Below are 14,898 nucleotides of genomic sequence, written 5' to 3' on the forward strand. Positions count from 1 at the left end.
ATGCACTCGATGACTTATTGGAAATGAGTCACAAATAAAAATAGATGGTATCAAGCATCAAAATTTAATTTAGAACCTTTGATTGTCGTGAACTCTATCTGGAAGAGTTAAGGGTGGAGTTTAAGGGCAATTTTCCTCATAAAGTCGTTATTTAGAAAAAGGTAAATTAATGTTTTTATTGATAATTGTGAGAAATCTTGGGTTGGGATTGATCCCATAAATTTAGAGTAAAAAGCCTATTTTTGGGAGCGATTTCATAAATTTTATGATACTGATTTCACTGTTTGAGCTGTAAAGAATATAAACCCCCACTCAATGTATGTTAATAATCAATGAGTGTTGTTATGTCTCATATCCGTTTTTTCCCGCGCCATCGTTTGGCGCTTGCTTGTATGCTAGCGAGTGTGTCTAGCTTCTCTTTTGCACAAAACCAGTGCGCTGTTGCTGATTTACAACAATCGAGAGACTTGGCTGCTGCCGTTTCTGGTGCTGAGTATGATTGCTACCACGCTTGGTTTTCAGCTCCTTCCGCAACGCTGAACGATATTTACAGCGAAGCGAGCTTAAGCCGTATCCAAGTCGCGTTGGATCAAGAAATTGCCCGCTATCGTGGAGAAGCAGAGCAAGCTCGTGTTCTAGAAAATCTGGGCGAGTTTATTCGTGCTGCATACTACGTTCGTTACAATGCTGGCACAGGTACACCTGAGTTTTCAGAAGCGTTGAGTCAGCGTTTTGCTCAGTCGACGAACCTATTCCTTAACAACCCTCATGCTTTGGATCAAGGCCGTGAACAAGTTGGCGCAATGAAGAGCTTGACTTTGATGGTTGATAACGTGAAGCAGTTGCCACTGACCATGGATAGCATGATGGCCGCGTTGATGCACTTTAACCGTGAAACCGCGCAGGACACGCAATGGGTCGATGGTTTAAACAACTTGTTCCGCTCTATGGCAGGCCATGCGGCGAACGATGCGTTCTACCGCTACATGGCAAACAATACTCACCATATTGATACGTTGGTGAAATTCGCATCTGATAACGCTTGGGCATTAGATACGGATGCAAGCTTTATCGTTTTCAATGCATTACGTGAAACTGGTCGTTTGCTCGCGAGCCCAGATCAGGAGACCAAACGCAAAGCATTGGCAGTAATGCAACAGGTGATGCAGCGTTATCCACTGGGTAGTGAGCATGACAAACTGTGGCTTGCTGCCGTAGAGATGATGAGCTACTACGCACCTGAAGGTTTAAACGGTCTGGACCTAGATCAAGCGAAGCAAGATCTAGCAGCGCGCGTGATGCCAAATCGTTTTGAGTGTCAGGGACCTGCCATCATTCGCTCTGAAGATCTGACCGATGCTCAAGCTGCGAAAGCGTGTGAAGTACTGGCTGCGAAAGAAGCCGACTTCCATCAAGTGGTGAATACGGGCAATCAACCTGTCGCTGATGACTTGAATGATCGTGTTGAGGTGGCGGTGTTTGCTAGTAACGACAGCTACGTTGATTATTCTTCGTTCCTGTTTGGTAATACAACGGACAACGGTGGTCAGTACCTTGAAGGGAATCCATCAAAAGCGGACAATACCGCCCGTTTCGTGGCTTATCGCTATGCGAATGGCGAAGATTTATCGATCTTGAATCTAGAGCATGAGTACACGCACTATTTGGACGCGCGATTTAACCAGTACGGCTCGTTCAGTGATAACTTAGCCCACGGTCATATCGTGTGGTGGCTGGAAGGTTTTGCTGAATACATGCATTACAAACAAGGCTACCAAGCGGCGATCGAACTGATTGCAGGCGGTAAACTGAGCCTTTCAACTGTGTTTGATACCACATATTCTCACGATACTAATCGTATCTATCGTTGGGGTTACTTGGCCGTTCGATTCATGCTAGAAAATCATCCGCAAGACGTAGAAAGCTTGTTGGCGTTGTCGCGCACTGGTCAGTTTGAACAGTGGGCGCAACAGGTGACGACATTAGGTCAACAATATGACGCAGAGTTTGAGCGCTGGTTGGATACGTTAGAAGTGGAGCCAGAGCAACCAGGTACTGACCCAGAAGAGCCAACAGAACCTGAAGCACAAGTGACTGAATTGACGGCGAACCAAAGCCTTCAACTCAGTGGCGAAGCGTATAGCGAAAAACTGTTCTACGTTGACGTACCAGCCAACACCGTTCGCTTTAATGTATCTATTGAAGGTGCGGGGGATGCGGATCTTTACATGAGCTACAACAAAGTTGCGCATTACTACGACTTTGAAATGAGCCAGTATGGCGATGGCAGCAATGAAGAGATTGTATTTGAGCCAGAGCAGGATGGTTACGTGAAAGCAGGTCGTTACTACATCAGTTTAACTGGCCGTGATAACTATGACTCTGTGAATCTTGTGGCTGCTTTAGACGTTGAAGCGCAAACACCGCCAACACAAGTGCAAGACGATTTGGCACCAGTGGTATTTGAGTCTGGTGAAGCCAAAATGCTGACCGTTCACAAGCAGCGTTATGCAGCAGTGTATGTGCCTGAAGGTGTTGAAGAGATTCGTGTATGGCTAACGGCTCACTCTCAAACGGGTAATGTCGATCTATACGCCAGCAGAGAGCATTGGCCTACAGTTGAGCAACACGAGTACGTCTCCAACTATGCAGGTAGCAACGAATACCTTGCGATTCCTGTTACTGAAGCGGGTTATGTGCACTTCTCTCTTCAAGCACCAGAACAAGGTGATGACGTTGAAATGTTAGTGCACTTCAACTAAAACATGCTCGATTAGCTGAAATCGAGATAAAAAACGTCGCTCATAGAGCGGCGTTTTTGTTTGTATCGGATGCCATTGTGATCAAACAGCGGCGAATGCCAGTTAATCGGCTGATTTATCGAGTTATCCTTTGCTCTTTTTCTAAACGGCTTTAGGTTTGTATTACAATTTACCGCGCACATAAACTTTTTTAGCGACGCGTTCTGTGACCTAGCTTCTGATTTGTGCTTTCCAAACGGATACAATATATATGCACCCCGTGCAATAAAGTGAAAAGGGAAAGACATGAAAACGCTTATTTATGAAACGTTGATTAGCCTTGCTAACCAAGAACCAGAACAACATGCAAGAATCCGACAAAATCTATATGAACAGTTGGATCTGCCGTTCGATAAGCAGCTGGCTTTGTATTCTTGTGCCCTTGGTCCTGCAAGTTCAGGCAAGTTGGAGAGTAGTCAAGGCATTAACAACGCGGTAGATTGCGCGGTTAAACTGCTTGAAACCCCTGAGCGCTAATTCACTCGTTGTTTAAATCACGGCCCGATCCCCAAGGGCCGTTTTTAATTGCCTTTAAATTGATTCCAACGTCGTTATTACTCTGCTCTTTCCGCTAGCACTTCTTTGAATGCAAACATGCCGTTTAATGCCGCTGGAAACCCTGCGTAGACGGACATCTGTAAGATGACTTCTTTAATTTCAGCCTCGCTGCAGCCTACATTCAGTGCCGCATTGAGATGTACTTTCAGTTGTGGCGAACAATTCCCCATTGCCGTTAGCGCGGCGACGGTTGCGATTTCTCTCGATTTTAGGTCTAAGCCTGGGCGAGCATAAATATCGCCAAACGGATACTCAATGGTGTACTGAGCTAAATCTGGGCAAATATCTTGTAAGCTTTCGATGACGTTATGACCAGCGTCGCCATCAATGTGAGAGAGTAGTTCTAATCCTTTGTTAAAGCGTGATTGTTCCATTGATATGTTCCTAGTGAATAAATGCAAACATACCTTAATCGTTAGAGTTAACTCTAAGTCAACGAACTTTTCCGCTTTTATACAAGGCAATTTTTTCTTCTAGAGCCGTTAAGTGCCTTTGCTGCTGTTCAATGTGGAGTTTGAGGTTTTCTTGGTGTTGCTCTAGCAAGGCTTGGCGTTGTCGTACAGATTCTGAGCCGACTTCCCTTAATTTTGCATATTCCAGAATCTCTTCAAGCGGCATTGCAGTTTCTTTTAATCGCTTTACGAAGCTAATCCAGCTTAGATCTTTCGCACTATACACTCGATGCCCACTCGCGTTTCTATGGACATGTTTAAGTAAGCCAATTTTTTCATAGTATCGAAGTGTATGAGCAGACAAGCCGACGAGGCTAGAAAACTCTTTGATATTCATGATTACCCTCCAAGGTAATTCATACCAATAGGCATAAGCTAAGTTCCGCATTTTGAAGTCATTTCGGGATAGATACAAACGGTAATCTTCCATGTTTTAAGGTGGGATACGCAGAAGGGGGCTATTTTGAATACGCGCCAAACGTGATCCACCTGCCAGTTTCACTTTATTAAAAATTAGTTACTCAATAGAGTGGTTTGGCTGTTTTTAGTCTTTGGCCTCCTTTAGGGCGTACCCGGGCATTTTCTTTCATATATTTTGAATGCAATCTTTTTCAATACAAAACAATGACTTAGTGTGTTTTGTGTGCGGTGTGCTTGAATGTCATCTACTCGTTTACGTCCAGAACCGTTTCTACTTGGGCAATGGAGGAGTCACTACGCCTTCATTTTCAGCCTTGAGTTAGGGCGAAAAGGGTGAGGGCGTCTGATGAATAGCTCTTATAATTTCGACTATTGAATTCACTCACAAAAAAAGTGCAAACAAGTAATCGTGAGTGAAAACGAGTAGGAGAACAACATGAGTGGCTCACAGGAAATACAATCATTCGGTGCGAATGTTATCTTACATGCATTTGATTGGAAGTATGCTGACATTGCCCAACGAGCAAAAGAAATCCACGAGCTAGGTTACGGCTCCGTGCTGGTTTCGCCACCAATGAAAAGCGCCCACGATGATCGCTGGTGGCAGCGCTATCAACCTCAAGATTACCGTGTCATCGACAATGCGTTGGGTGATACCAAAGACTTTATCCGTATGGTTCGTGAACTGGAGCAAGTTGGCGTGTGGGTTTACGCTGACGTGGTGTTTAACCATATGGCAAATGAGGCCCACCTTCGCCGAGACCTCCAATACCCAAGAAAAGATGTCTTGGAGGAATACCAACAAAACAAACAGAAATATCAGTCGCTAACGTTATTTGGCGACTTATCTCAACCGCTTTTTGATGAAGAGGACTTTGTTGAAGCGTTCGGTATTAAAGACTGGAAAGATAAATGGCAGGTACAAAATGGACGCATCACAGGTGGACCAACTGATCCTGGCTTGCCAACCCTCCGTGTTTGTGATCATGTCGTTGAGCAGCAACGCGCTTACCTAAAAGCACTGAAAGCCATTGGTGTGAAAGGTTTTCGTATTGATGCCGCGAAACATATGACGTTAGAGCATCTTAAACGTGTTTGGACAGACGACATCACGCGCGATGTGCATATATTTGGCGAAATTATTACCGATGGCGGTGCGACAGAAGAAGAGTATCAGTTGTTTCTTGAGCCGTATTTACAGGAAACACGCTTAGGCGCTTACGATTTCCCGTTGTTCTCGACCATTTTTAAGGCGTTTGCTAAAAAGGGCAGTTTCAAGTCGTTGATTGACCCATACTGTTTCGGTCAGGCCCTTTCGCCTGGTCGCGCGATTACATTTGTTGTCACGCATGACATTCCTAACAATGACGTTTTTCTTGATCTGATCATGGATGAGGAAAATGAATGGTTAGCTTATGCCTACATTCTAGGCCGCGATGGTGGTGTGCCATTGGTTTATACCGACTTAAACACTAGCGGTATTACAGATAAAAATGGCAAGCCAAGATGGCAAGGCGCATGGAACGATCCGCGAATGGCGAAAATGATCCAATTCCATAATATGACGCATGGCGAGTCGATGAGTGTTCTTGAAGGTAACGATGATATGCTGGTATTTAAGCGAGGGAGCAAAGGCATTGTCGTGCTTAATAAATCGCAGCGTCAGCAGTCTTTGGCATTGAAAATGGATGGCGACTGGGTGGATTTGATGACGGATCAGGACGTTCCATCTGACGGTAAGTTAATTGTGCCACCTAAAGCCTCAATGTTGCTCGTCGAAAACTAAAAAATAAAACACCGAGCTTAGCGAGCTCGGTGTTTATGTTTGTCGGCGGTCATTCAAGAACGGGTAAAGTCTAATGTAAAACCGAAGTCTTTCGCCTATGCTATGAGGTTATGAGCACTCATTAACGCAACATTCAGCCTTTAAAAAGCCGATCACATCATCTAAACATTGGTACTCTGCAACGCAAAAAAGGGTTCGCCCCTCACGACGTTGGGTGATAAGCCCGGCTGAGGCTAGACTAGAAATATGATGAGAGAGAGTGGAAGCAGGAATGCCAAGCTTTTCTTGTACGCCGCCTACCGCGATACCTTTGTATCCAGCTTTGACAACTTCTTTGTAAATACTTAAACGAGTAGGATGACCTAACTCTTTTAGTGCTTTAGCGACGGCTTCAAGCTCCATACTGACCTCTAAAGAATGACTACAGTAAATTTGTTTCGATAATAGGGAAAGTCTCGGTAAATGCCAACTCTTGTGATCTAGGAACGATTTAAATCAGATGAGATTCATACCGGCTCATACCAGCACAACAATAATTGTCTACTCCAATGAGACAGATCAATCTTCATTATTATTTCACCCCACGTTCAAACTCCCTCGTCTACACTCATGGGTGAGTTGTCAGTTGGCAGACCAAGGAGGCGGCCATGATTGCGGTTCATAGAGATTATTGTTTGTCTAACAGTTCAGATTTACATGCTCACGTTAAAGTTAACCCTGTCGGTAAATTAGAAGTTGAGATTGTAGAACTTCAAGAGCGTCATACCACAGAGTTTGATGATTTGTCTTTTGAGAGCCGTGGGTGTGAAACTCGAATCTGTGGTAAAGAAGACACAACTCCGTGGCAGTTCAATCTTGCAGTTACTGATGCGTTAGAGCTTTCTCACTTAGTGGAAGAAGCAAACGAAGAGTATGAGATTTTAATGAATGATCTTATGTAATCTCGTGAGAAGATCATTTTATCCTGCACGGCATGTGACTCGGTACTGAAAAAGAAAAACCTCCCCAACGGGAGGTTTTTAATATTGAGCAAGTTACCGTCAGAGCGGCTCTTCTCTCGGCGGTGTTAGTTCTTGAACGTTATCTTCATTGAAGTCATCGGCGTAACCTTTCGGCGGTGGCGTCCAACCACGTTCTGAGCGCGAGAGTTTGTCATGGCGATCTTTTTGCATCTCTTCCGCCATTTTTTCCTCTAACTGAATAAACAGTTGTCGGAAATTGTTGTCATAACGTTCGCCTTCAGAATCATCTTCCCAAGCTTTGTAGAGTATCTCGGACTTGCGTGCTTCAACACGCTTGTATGTCGCTTTTTGCTGCTCAACAAAGAAGGGATGAATACCGAGTGCTTTCATCGTGTGACCACCCATCTCCAATGCGGAATGGTAGGTTTCCGATTCAATAATATCAGCCCCAGCTTGACGCAAAAGATAGCCGTGACCACGGTCAAAGGCGCGTGCGATCACCGTTACTTTGGGGTACGTGTGTTTGACGTACTTCACCAGTTCCACACTCGATTCTTGGTTATCAATTGCGACGACCAACGCAGCCGCATGCTCGATGCCTGCAGTGTGCAGCATATCTGGTCGAGTCGCATCGCCAAAATAAGCGCGAGTGCCAATCTGGCGCATGTTATCGACTTGGTTGGCTTGGTGATCGAGCACCACTGTTGTTACACCATTAGAAACAAGCAAGCGGTTAACAATCTGACCAAAACGGCCGATACCAGCGATGATTACTGTGCCTTTTTCTTCAATCGTATCGCTTTCCCTTTCGTTTGATTGAGTTTCAAAACGCGGCAGTAGTAATTTGTCAAATAGAATGAACAAGCCTGGCGTTAAGAACATTGAAATCGCAACAACCAGCGCAAGAGTTTGCGAGAGTTCAAACGGAATGACGTGGTTTTGCACAGAGAAGCTTAGCAACACAAAACCAAATTCACCCGCTTGAGCCAAGCTTAAGGTAAACAGCCAGCGGTTGCTGCCTTTCACTCTAAATATCAGCGCGAGAATAAATAGCACCAAGGCTTTCAATACCATCACGCCAATGGTCAGTGCCATGATCAACCAGAAGTCACCAAATAGAACCGAGAAATTGATCCCTGCGCCGACGGTGATGAAAAACAGACCCAGCAGCAACCCTTTAAATGGTTCGATATTGGACTCTAGCTCGTGACGGAATTCGCTGTTCGCCAATACAACGCCAGCCAAGAACGTTCCTAAGGCAGGAGATAAGCCAACCAAACTCATCAGTGCTGCGATGCCGATCACCAGCATCAATGCGGTGGCGGTAAAAATCTCACGCAGCCCAGAGCTAGCAACATAGCTCAACAGAGGTCGACTTAAAAAGTGTCCACCAACGACGACAATCGCAATCGATGCTGTGATGACTATTCCGTACGTCCAGCCCGGTAAATCGGCCACGAGGTTTAAATCGTCATGATGCTGCGCAGCAGTTTGAACGGCATTTTGTGCTTGTTCGACTAACTCTGGCAGGGCCAGCAACGGAATAAAGGCCAACATCGGGATAACAGCGATATCTTGGAAAAGCAAAACAGAGAACGCGTTTTGTCCACCTTCTGTCTTCGTTAACCCTTTTTCGCTAAAAGTTTGCAAAACAATCGCGGTAGAAGAAAGGGCGAAAATCAAGCCGATGGCTAAGGCAATGGTCCAAGGCTGCTCAAAGTACAGGGCAATACCCATAATCGCCGCGATGGTCCCGCCAACTTGAAGACCGCCTAAGCCCATTAAACGATTTCGCATTGACCAGAGCATTTTAGGCTCTAGCTCTAACCCCACTAGGAATAGCATCATCACCACGCCAAATTCGGCAAAGTGCTGAATTGTCGTTGTTTCTTCACCGACTAAACCGATAATTGGACCAATTACCACACCAGCGATGAGGTAACCTAAAACGGAACCGAGCCCTAAACGCTTGGCAAGTGGTACCGCAATCACAGCGGCAATCAAATACACGAAGGCTTGTAAGAATATCCCTGTCATGAAGCCTCCTTGATGAGCTTCGGAAGTGCGCTGTTGAGTTTGATTAATGACGCAGCTGCTTCAACATCCAGTCTATCTTCGACTAATGCTGTTAGTAGGCTTTTGTACCGTTCGACATGACGGGGAATTCGTCCTTCTTCTTCGGCAGTACGTGCGCCGAACAAAGCAAGAGGCGCAATGTAGTGCATACCCGTGAGCGCTGACATTTGCTCAATAGGAGCGAGCAGTTCCCGAATCGTAAAATGGTTGTAGCCTTCGGCTTTATAGGCTTCTTCCTTGCCGCCGGCCGAAAGTACGCACAGCATGGTTTTACCTTGTAGTTCGGTTCCTTCAGTGCCGTAAGCAAAGCCATACTCCAAAACCAGATCTTGCCACTCTTTTAAAATTGCTGGGGTTGAATACCAATATAGTGGGAATTGAAAAACCACTACATCATGCTCACGCAAGCGTTGTTGTTCACGGTCGATATTGATATCGAAACGAGGGTATTCACCATAGAGATCAACACATGTCACGCCTTCAATTTTTTGAGCTTCTTTGAAAAGTGGAGTATTCACTTCTGAACGATGCTGGGAAGGATGAGCAAAGAGAATTAATACTTTTTTATTCGCCATAAGGATCCTTGCTATCTAAATAACCATGCCCGGTAGGAGCGCAGGTTGGTTAGAAAATGTAACTCATAAATGGCCGTCAAGCTAGCTTGGAAAAGTGCTTAAGCTGTTTCAATATCAATAAAAAACCACCAAATAAGTTGGTGGTTTTGGCAAGCGTCAAATTCTAATTAATCATGAATAGGAACGACTAAAATATCGACTGGTGACTTGTTGATAAGATGTCTTGAGTAGGAAATGATTTTGCTCCAGAAATCTTGGTGATGGCCACAAATCAGCAAGTCCACTTCTTGCTCTTTGATGGTAATTTCGAGCTTATCGGCTAAATCACCAGTACCCACGAAGAAGTGTTTGAGTGGATAATCCATGTACTCACTGAATGTTCTCAAACATTCCATAGAGTGCTCATTCAGCGGCCTTTGGTCTGGGTTCTCTTTAATGTCTACGAGCTCACGATAAATTTCCCCGTGAGTTCCATCAATATGGATGAATGAAATATCGGAGTCGAGATAGTTAGCCATCGCTACGGCTCTGTCGATCAGAACTGTGCTCTCATCGGACAGTTCGAGTGCAACAAGGATATGTTTGTATTTCATTACCACGCCCTTATGTGGATTAGCTTTACTGTAAGCATAGTATGGCTTGGGCAAAATTTGTGTAGATAAGATCTCGAAATCGTTCAAAGTTTTGATAAATAATGCTGCTTGCTTTTTAGTCAGAAAACCCGCTAAACTTCGAAAATCATTTCTCTAGGAGATTACGCCAAAATGAAGAACTAAACCTGTTATCCATATTTTTACTTATTTTTTGGATCTGCAGGGTTAGTAGGCGTAGCTCACTTTCCGATATTTCTTTGCAACAAGACAAATTTTTGATTTGACGTTTATCGTCGAGCTTTACATAAAGCTTAATGCGTTTGTGCACGCGTTTTGTTGCAATCTCAAATCATAGCTACGGCTGTTGTCCCTGTCATACAGGAGGCAAATTATGCCAGTTTTACAAGCTTTTAATGTTAGCCATCAGTTTGATAATGGCGATACGCTATTCCAGTCTATTTCTTGTTTCATGACTAAACGACGTGTTGGTTTGGTTGGGCGCAATGGCATCGGCAAGTCGCTTTTGGCTTCCATTTTGGCGGGCGAAACTCAGCCTTCCAGCGGTGTAGTGACTTTTCCCTCTTCTTTCATGATGTATCGCCAGCAGCCGTCTGATTTGCTTTCAGGTCAGCAATCGATCGCCCAGTTTCTGGGAACTGACTTGGTCTTGCATGCTTTAAAGCAGATTGAACAAGGTGATGTTTCTGAGCATTGGTTCGAACTGGTTGGCGAACAGTGGGATATTGAACTGAAACTCAAACAGCAGCTTGCTGCGATGGGCTTACCGCAAGACCCTGATTTCTCATGTGCTCGGCTCAGTGGTGGTCAGTTGGCGCGTTTGCAGTTATGGCAATTGTTTGAAAACGAAGCGGAGCTTTTGATTCTCGATGAGCCATCCAATCACCTCGATACCGAGGCGAAACAATGGCTGATAGAGTCTATGACGCATTTCGGCGGCGCGATTTTACTCATCAGTCACGATCGTGAGCTGCTGCGATCAATGGAGGAAATTTGGGAACTATTGGGCCTAGGTTTACAGGTTTTTGGTGGAAATTACGATGTGTATGCCGAGCAAAAACGCACTGAGCTACAAGCGATCGAAAGGCAGTTAGCGCAGGTCGATAAACAGAAAAAACAGTTAGCTGAGCAAGCCCAGAAAAATCGCGAAAAAGCAGACCAACGCGCCGCGCAAGGGAACAAACTGCGCAAAGACGGCAGTCAGCCCAAAATTTTGCTTGATGGCAAAAAGGATAGCGCGACCGCCAGCGCCTCAAATCGGAATAAGAATGAGCAACTCAGACAAGTGCATTTACAAGCCAAAGAGCGGGCGTTGCAATCGCGACATGAGCAGCTCAAAGCGCAAAAGCTTTATCTTGCAGATAATCCGAACAGTTCGCGAAAAGTGTTGTCGATACAAGAAGGTATATTGCCTTTTGGAGATTCTACTCCTATCACGTTGCAGATTTTTGCGAACGATAAAGTCCATCTCAAAGGGAAAAATGGCTGCGGAAAGTCAACCTTGTTAAAGACGTTGCTTGGCGAGTTGTCGTTGCTCAGTGGTGAGCTGCAAGTGAATACACCCTTGTATTATCTCGACCAACACTTTGGCGCAGTGAATCCAAATCTTTCGTTACTTGAGAACGTAATGGAGACCTGCCAAGAGATGACGGAAAGTGAAGCGAGAACCTTATTGGCAGGGATCGGTTTTCGTCGAGACGCTGTGTTTCGGTTGGGATGCGTACTAAGCGGTGGCGAGAAGATGAAGCTCGCAATGCTGATCGTCAGCCATCAACACTCCCAGCCTTTGCTGCTGCTTGATGAGCCAGATAACCATCTCGATCTCGATTCAAAAATAATGCTTAGTCAGGCGTTAAATGCATACAAAGGTGGATTTGTTCTGATTAGTCACGACCAAGATTTCGCTTCTGAGTCTGGGGTTTTGCGTCAAATCGAACTGAATTAAACGAAAGAGAGCAAACGCCATCGTAGCTCTTCAGCGTTGTTCCTAAGCTCTACACCTCCACTTACCGATATGTAGAATTGGCAGGAAATGAGGGAGTTAGGATGGCTTTCACAACTCGTTTAATGAAATTAGATTCATTTTGTCGATATATAGTAGAGTTCTGGTGTATTGCACAAAAAGACAACAGAAAAATAAAAAGGAATTTCATGAAAAAGAACACCCTAGCATTCGCAACGGCTCTCGCACTCGGAAGTGTGTTGTCTGTGGCGCATGCAAATGAAGCGGCGCAGTCGTCGGTTGAACAGGTAAATCCGAAAGCCTTCACGTACCCAACCACACAAAAAGTGGATGTTGTCGATGACTACTTTGGTACAAAAGTGAGTGATCCTTATCGCTGGTTGGAAGACGATCTCAGCCCAGAAACCGCAGAATGGGTGAAGGCACAAAATGCAGTGACGTTTGATTATCTGTCGAAAATCCCTTACCGCAAGCAGATTGAAGAGCGCATTACTAAGCTCATGGATTACGAAAAACAAAGCCAACCGTTCAAAGAGGGTAAGTTCACTTACTTCTACAAAAATGACGGGTTACAAAACCAAGACGTGCTTTATCGGCAGCTAGGTGATGGTGAAGCAGAAATTTTCCTCGATCCAAATACTTTTAGTGAAGATGGCACCACATCGTTAGCGGGAGTGAGCTTTTCACGAGATGGATCTTTAGTTGCATACAGCATTTCGGAAGGCGGTAGCGATTGGCGAAAAGTCATAGTTCTAGAGACAGAAACCAAAAAGCCCGTCGGCGAAACGCTGGTGGATATTAAGTTCAGCGGCATCAGTTGGCTCGGCAATCAAGGCTTCTATTACTCAAGTTATGACAAGCCAAAGGGGAGTGAACTTTCCGCGAAGACGGATCAACACAAGCTCTACTTTCATAAGCTTGGGACGAAACAAAGTGAAGACCAGCTGATTTTCGGCGGCTTTGAGGAAGAGAAATACCGTTATGTTGGCGGCTATACGTCGGAAGATGAACGCTACTTGTTTATCTCAGCCAGCGTATCGACATCGGGTAACAAACTGTTCTTTAAAGATCTGAGTAAGCCAAACAGCCCGCTTAAAACCATTTTAGATAACACCAGTTCTGATACTTGGGTAATAGACAACCAAGGCACGAAACTGTACTTGGTTACGAACCTTAATGCGCCGAACAAACGCGTCGTGACGGTGGATGCGAGTCAGCCGCAGCCCAAAAACTGGAAAGATTTGATCCCTGAAACAAAGAACGTGTTACGTGTTTCTACCGCGGGTGGCAATTTGTTTGCGAGCTATATTGTTGATGCGATCTCGATGGTGAAGCAATACGACATGAACGGCAAACTCATCCGTGAAATCAAGCTGCCTGATATTGGTAGTGCGTACGGTTTTTCAGGTAAAAAAGAAGAAACCGAAGTCTACTATTCTTTCACCAACTACAAGATGCCAAGCACTACGTATCGTCTGAACATCAAAGATGGTGATAGCGAGGTGTACTACAAATCTAAAGCGCCATTTGATCCAGCTTTGTATGAATCTCGTCAGGTGTTTTACACCTCAAAAGACGGAACAAAAGTGCCGATGATCATCGCCTATAAAAAAGGGACACCGATGGACGGCAGTGCACCAACCATCCTATATGGTTATGGTGGTTTCAACATTAGCCTCACACCATCTTTTAGCCCGACACGTGCAGCTTGGCTTGAGCTTGGTGGTGTTTACGCGGTAGCGAACATTCGTGGCGGTGGGGAGTATGGTAAAGAGTGGCACAACGCTGGCATTCAAATGCAAAAGCAAAATGTGTTTGATGACTTTATTGCGGCGGCTGAATTTCTAATTGATGAAAAGGTAACGTCATCAAACAAGTTAGCCATTAACGGTGGATCGAATGGTGGCTTGTTAGTGGGGGCTGTTATGACGCAACGTCCAGAGTTGTTTAAAGTGGCGCTGCCAGCAGTCGGCGTACTGGACATGCTGCGTTATCATACTTTTACCGCAGGTGCTGGTTGGGCGTATGACTACGGTACGGCAGAGCAAAGTAAAGAGATGTTCCAATATCTGAAAGATTATTCGCCAGTGCACAATGTAAAGGCGGGGGTGGAATACCCAGCAACATTGATTACAACGGGTGATCATGATGATCGTGTTGTTCCTGCTCACTCTTACAAATTTGCTGCTGAGTTGCAGTCAAAACAGGCGGGTTCAAATCCGACCTTGATTCGCATCGAAACCAATGCAGGACATGGTGCTGGCACACCAACGCGTAAAATAATTGAGACAAATGCAGATATTTATAGCTTTGCACTGTTCAATATGGGGATAGAGAAACTGCAATAGTGCGAATCGTTTGCGTTTTTAGTTAACGAAATGCATTGGTGCTTTTGCACTCGAAAATAAAAGGAGATCACAGAGTGTGATTTCCTTTCAATTTATTGTGGAGTAACTATTCTAAATTGACCGCAAGGCTAATTAAATTAAGGTATTTGCAATTTATTACAACTCTCTTCTTTACCTGAAGAGTAATATGCGATACAAATAAAACTTGATCGCGATCACCTAACACCATTGCACTCCTTATTTATATGGTAAATTTAATTAATCATTTGTTCTAATGATAATTGAATTTTCATAAGTTTTAATATTCTCTTCTTCGTAAAGCTTACCAAATTTCAAGTTATATAAG

The 14,898-nt window shown here is 44.6% G+C and carries 12 protein-coding genes; 6 read left to right on the forward strand and 6 right to left on the reverse strand.

All coding sequences use genetic code 11. From position 1 onward, the window contains the following. Nucleotides 1-344 precede the first annotated feature (344 nt). Together ACWYVB_RS06270 and ACWYVB_RS06275 are read left to right on the forward strand one after the other, a co-directional pair. The gene (locus ACWYVB_RS06270; protein ID WP_258615717.1) at nt 345-2,762 is read left to right on the forward strand and encodes a M9 family metallopeptidase; all 2,418 of its coding nucleotides are present in this window, start codon (nt 345-347) and stop codon (nt 2,760-2,762) included. A gap of 285 nt (nt 2,763-3,047) precedes the next feature. Next, nucleotides 3,048-3,278 (forward strand): PAS factor family protein, encoded by a 231-nt coding sequence (locus ACWYVB_RS06275; protein ID WP_005375384.1) that lies wholly within the window; start codon nt 3,048-3,050, stop codon nt 3,276-3,278. Between the two features lie 77 nt (nt 3,279-3,355). Here ACWYVB_RS06275 and ACWYVB_RS06280 read toward each other — a convergent pair whose 3' ends face one another. After that, entirely contained in the window at nt 3,356-3,733 is a 378-nt protein-coding gene (locus ACWYVB_RS06280; protein WP_053809605.1) for a carboxymuconolactone decarboxylase family protein, read from the reverse strand. Nucleotides 3,734-3,791: 58 nt separating this feature from the next. Then, on the reverse strand, nt 3,792-4,148 hold the full coding sequence (locus tag ACWYVB_RS06285; RefSeq protein WP_258615719.1) for a MerR family transcriptional regulator: 357 nt from the start codon (nt 4,146-4,148) through the stop codon (nt 3,792-3,794). Between the two features lie 519 nt (nt 4,149-4,667). Between ACWYVB_RS06285 and ACWYVB_RS06290 the strand changes: the two genes are divergently transcribed. Further along, a complete protein-coding gene (locus ACWYVB_RS06290) occupies nt 4,668-6,017 on the forward strand; it encodes an alpha-amylase family protein (protein WP_005392534.1) in 1,350 nt (449 codons plus the stop codon). A 108-nt stretch (nt 6,018-6,125) separates the two neighbouring features. Here the strand turns inward: ACWYVB_RS06290 and ACWYVB_RS06295 are convergent, their stop codons facing one another. Continuing rightward, the gene (locus ACWYVB_RS06295) at nt 6,126-6,419 is read right to left on the reverse strand and encodes an ArsR/SmtB family transcription factor (RefSeq protein WP_047008415.1); all 294 of its coding nucleotides are present in this window, start codon (nt 6,417-6,419) and stop codon (nt 6,126-6,128) included. 245 nt (nt 6,420-6,664) lie between these two features. Between ACWYVB_RS06295 and ACWYVB_RS06300 the strand changes: the two genes are divergently transcribed. Further along, nucleotides 6,665-6,958, forward strand: a complete 294-nt coding sequence (locus ACWYVB_RS06300) for a hypothetical protein (RefSeq protein ID WP_005392536.1) — start codon at nt 6,665-6,667, stop codon at nt 6,956-6,958. 99 nt (nt 6,959-7,057) lie between these two features. Here the strand turns inward: ACWYVB_RS06300 and ACWYVB_RS06305 are convergent, their stop codons facing one another. The 3 genes from ACWYVB_RS06305 to ACWYVB_RS06315 form a co-directional block, all read right to left on the reverse strand. Next, complete coding sequence (locus ACWYVB_RS06305) at nt 7,058-9,016, reverse strand: monovalent cation:proton antiporter-2 (CPA2) family protein (RefSeq protein ID WP_258615721.1); 1,959 nt, start codon at nt 9,014-9,016, stop codon at nt 7,058-7,060. Continuing rightward, a complete protein-coding gene (locus ACWYVB_RS06310) occupies nt 9,013-9,630 on the reverse strand; it encodes an NAD(P)H-dependent oxidoreductase (RefSeq protein ID WP_005392538.1) in 618 nt (205 codons plus the stop codon). Before ACWYVB_RS06310 ends, ACWYVB_RS06305 begins: the two co-directional genes overlap by 4 nt. A gap of 167 nt (nt 9,631-9,797) precedes the next feature. Next, on the reverse strand, nt 9,798-10,223 hold the full coding sequence (locus ACWYVB_RS06315; protein WP_005392539.1) for a universal stress protein: 426 nt from the start codon (nt 10,221-10,223) through the stop codon (nt 9,798-9,800). A 391-nt stretch (nt 10,224-10,614) separates the two neighbouring features. On the opposite strand from ACWYVB_RS06315, the gene ACWYVB_RS06320 reads away from it, so the two are divergent. Together ACWYVB_RS06320 and ACWYVB_RS06325 are read left to right on the forward strand one after the other, a co-directional pair. Then, nucleotides 10,615-12,186: an ATP-binding cassette domain-containing protein gene (locus tag ACWYVB_RS06320; protein WP_258615724.1), complete on the forward strand. Its 1,572-nt coding sequence runs from the start codon at nt 10,615-10,617 to the stop codon at nt 12,184-12,186. A gap of 206 nt (nt 12,187-12,392) precedes the next feature. Next, nucleotides 12,393-14,552: a prolyl oligopeptidase family serine peptidase gene (locus ACWYVB_RS06325; RefSeq protein ID WP_258615726.1), complete on the forward strand. Its 2,160-nt coding sequence runs from the start codon at nt 12,393-12,395 to the stop codon at nt 14,550-14,552. Nucleotides 14,553-14,898: the final 346 nt, after the last annotated feature.

The sequence above is a fragment of the Vibrio sp. JZG10 genome (assembly GCF_054064075.1).

Excerpts from the sequence above, each read along its gene's own strand:
- ACWYVB_RS06275 (WP_005375384.1), top strand. The coding sequence starts at position 3,048 with ATGAAAACGCTTATTTATGAAACGTTGATTAGCCTTGCTAACCAAGAA.
- ACWYVB_RS06270 (WP_258615717.1), top strand. The coding sequence starts at position 345 with ATGTCTCATATCCGTTTTTTCCCGCGCCATCGTTTGGCGCTTGCTTGT.
- ACWYVB_RS06285 (WP_258615719.1), bottom strand. The coding sequence starts at position 4,148 with ATGAATATCAAAGAGTTTTCTAGCCTCGTCGGCTTGTCTGCTCATACA.
- ACWYVB_RS06320 (WP_258615724.1), top strand. The coding sequence starts at position 10,615 with ATGCCAGTTTTACAAGCTTTTAATGTTAGCCATCAGTTTGATAATGGC.
- ACWYVB_RS06280 (WP_053809605.1), bottom strand. The coding sequence starts at position 3,733 with ATGGAACAATCACGCTTTAACAAAGGATTAGAACTACTCTCTCACATT.
- ACWYVB_RS06295 (WP_047008415.1), bottom strand. The coding sequence starts at position 6,419 with ATGGAGCTTGAAGCCGTCGCTAAAGCACTAAAAGAGTTAGGTCATCCT.
- ACWYVB_RS06325 (WP_258615726.1), top strand. The coding sequence starts at position 12,393 with ATGAAAAAGAACACCCTAGCATTCGCAACGGCTCTCGCACTCGGAAGT.
- ACWYVB_RS06310 (WP_005392538.1), bottom strand. The coding sequence starts at position 9,630 with ATGGCGAATAAAAAAGTATTAATTCTCTTTGCTCATCCTTCCCAGCAT.
- ACWYVB_RS06315 (WP_005392539.1), bottom strand. The coding sequence starts at position 10,223 with ATGAAATACAAACATATCCTTGTTGCACTCGAACTGTCCGATGAGAGC.
- ACWYVB_RS06290 (WP_005392534.1), top strand. The coding sequence starts at position 4,668 with ATGAGTGGCTCACAGGAAATACAATCATTCGGTGCGAATGTTATCTTA.
- ACWYVB_RS06300 (WP_005392536.1), top strand. The coding sequence starts at position 6,665 with ATGATTGCGGTTCATAGAGATTATTGTTTGTCTAACAGTTCAGATTTA.
- ACWYVB_RS06305 (WP_258615721.1), bottom strand. The coding sequence starts at position 9,016 with ATGACAGGGATATTCTTACAAGCCTTCGTGTATTTGATTGCCGCTGTG.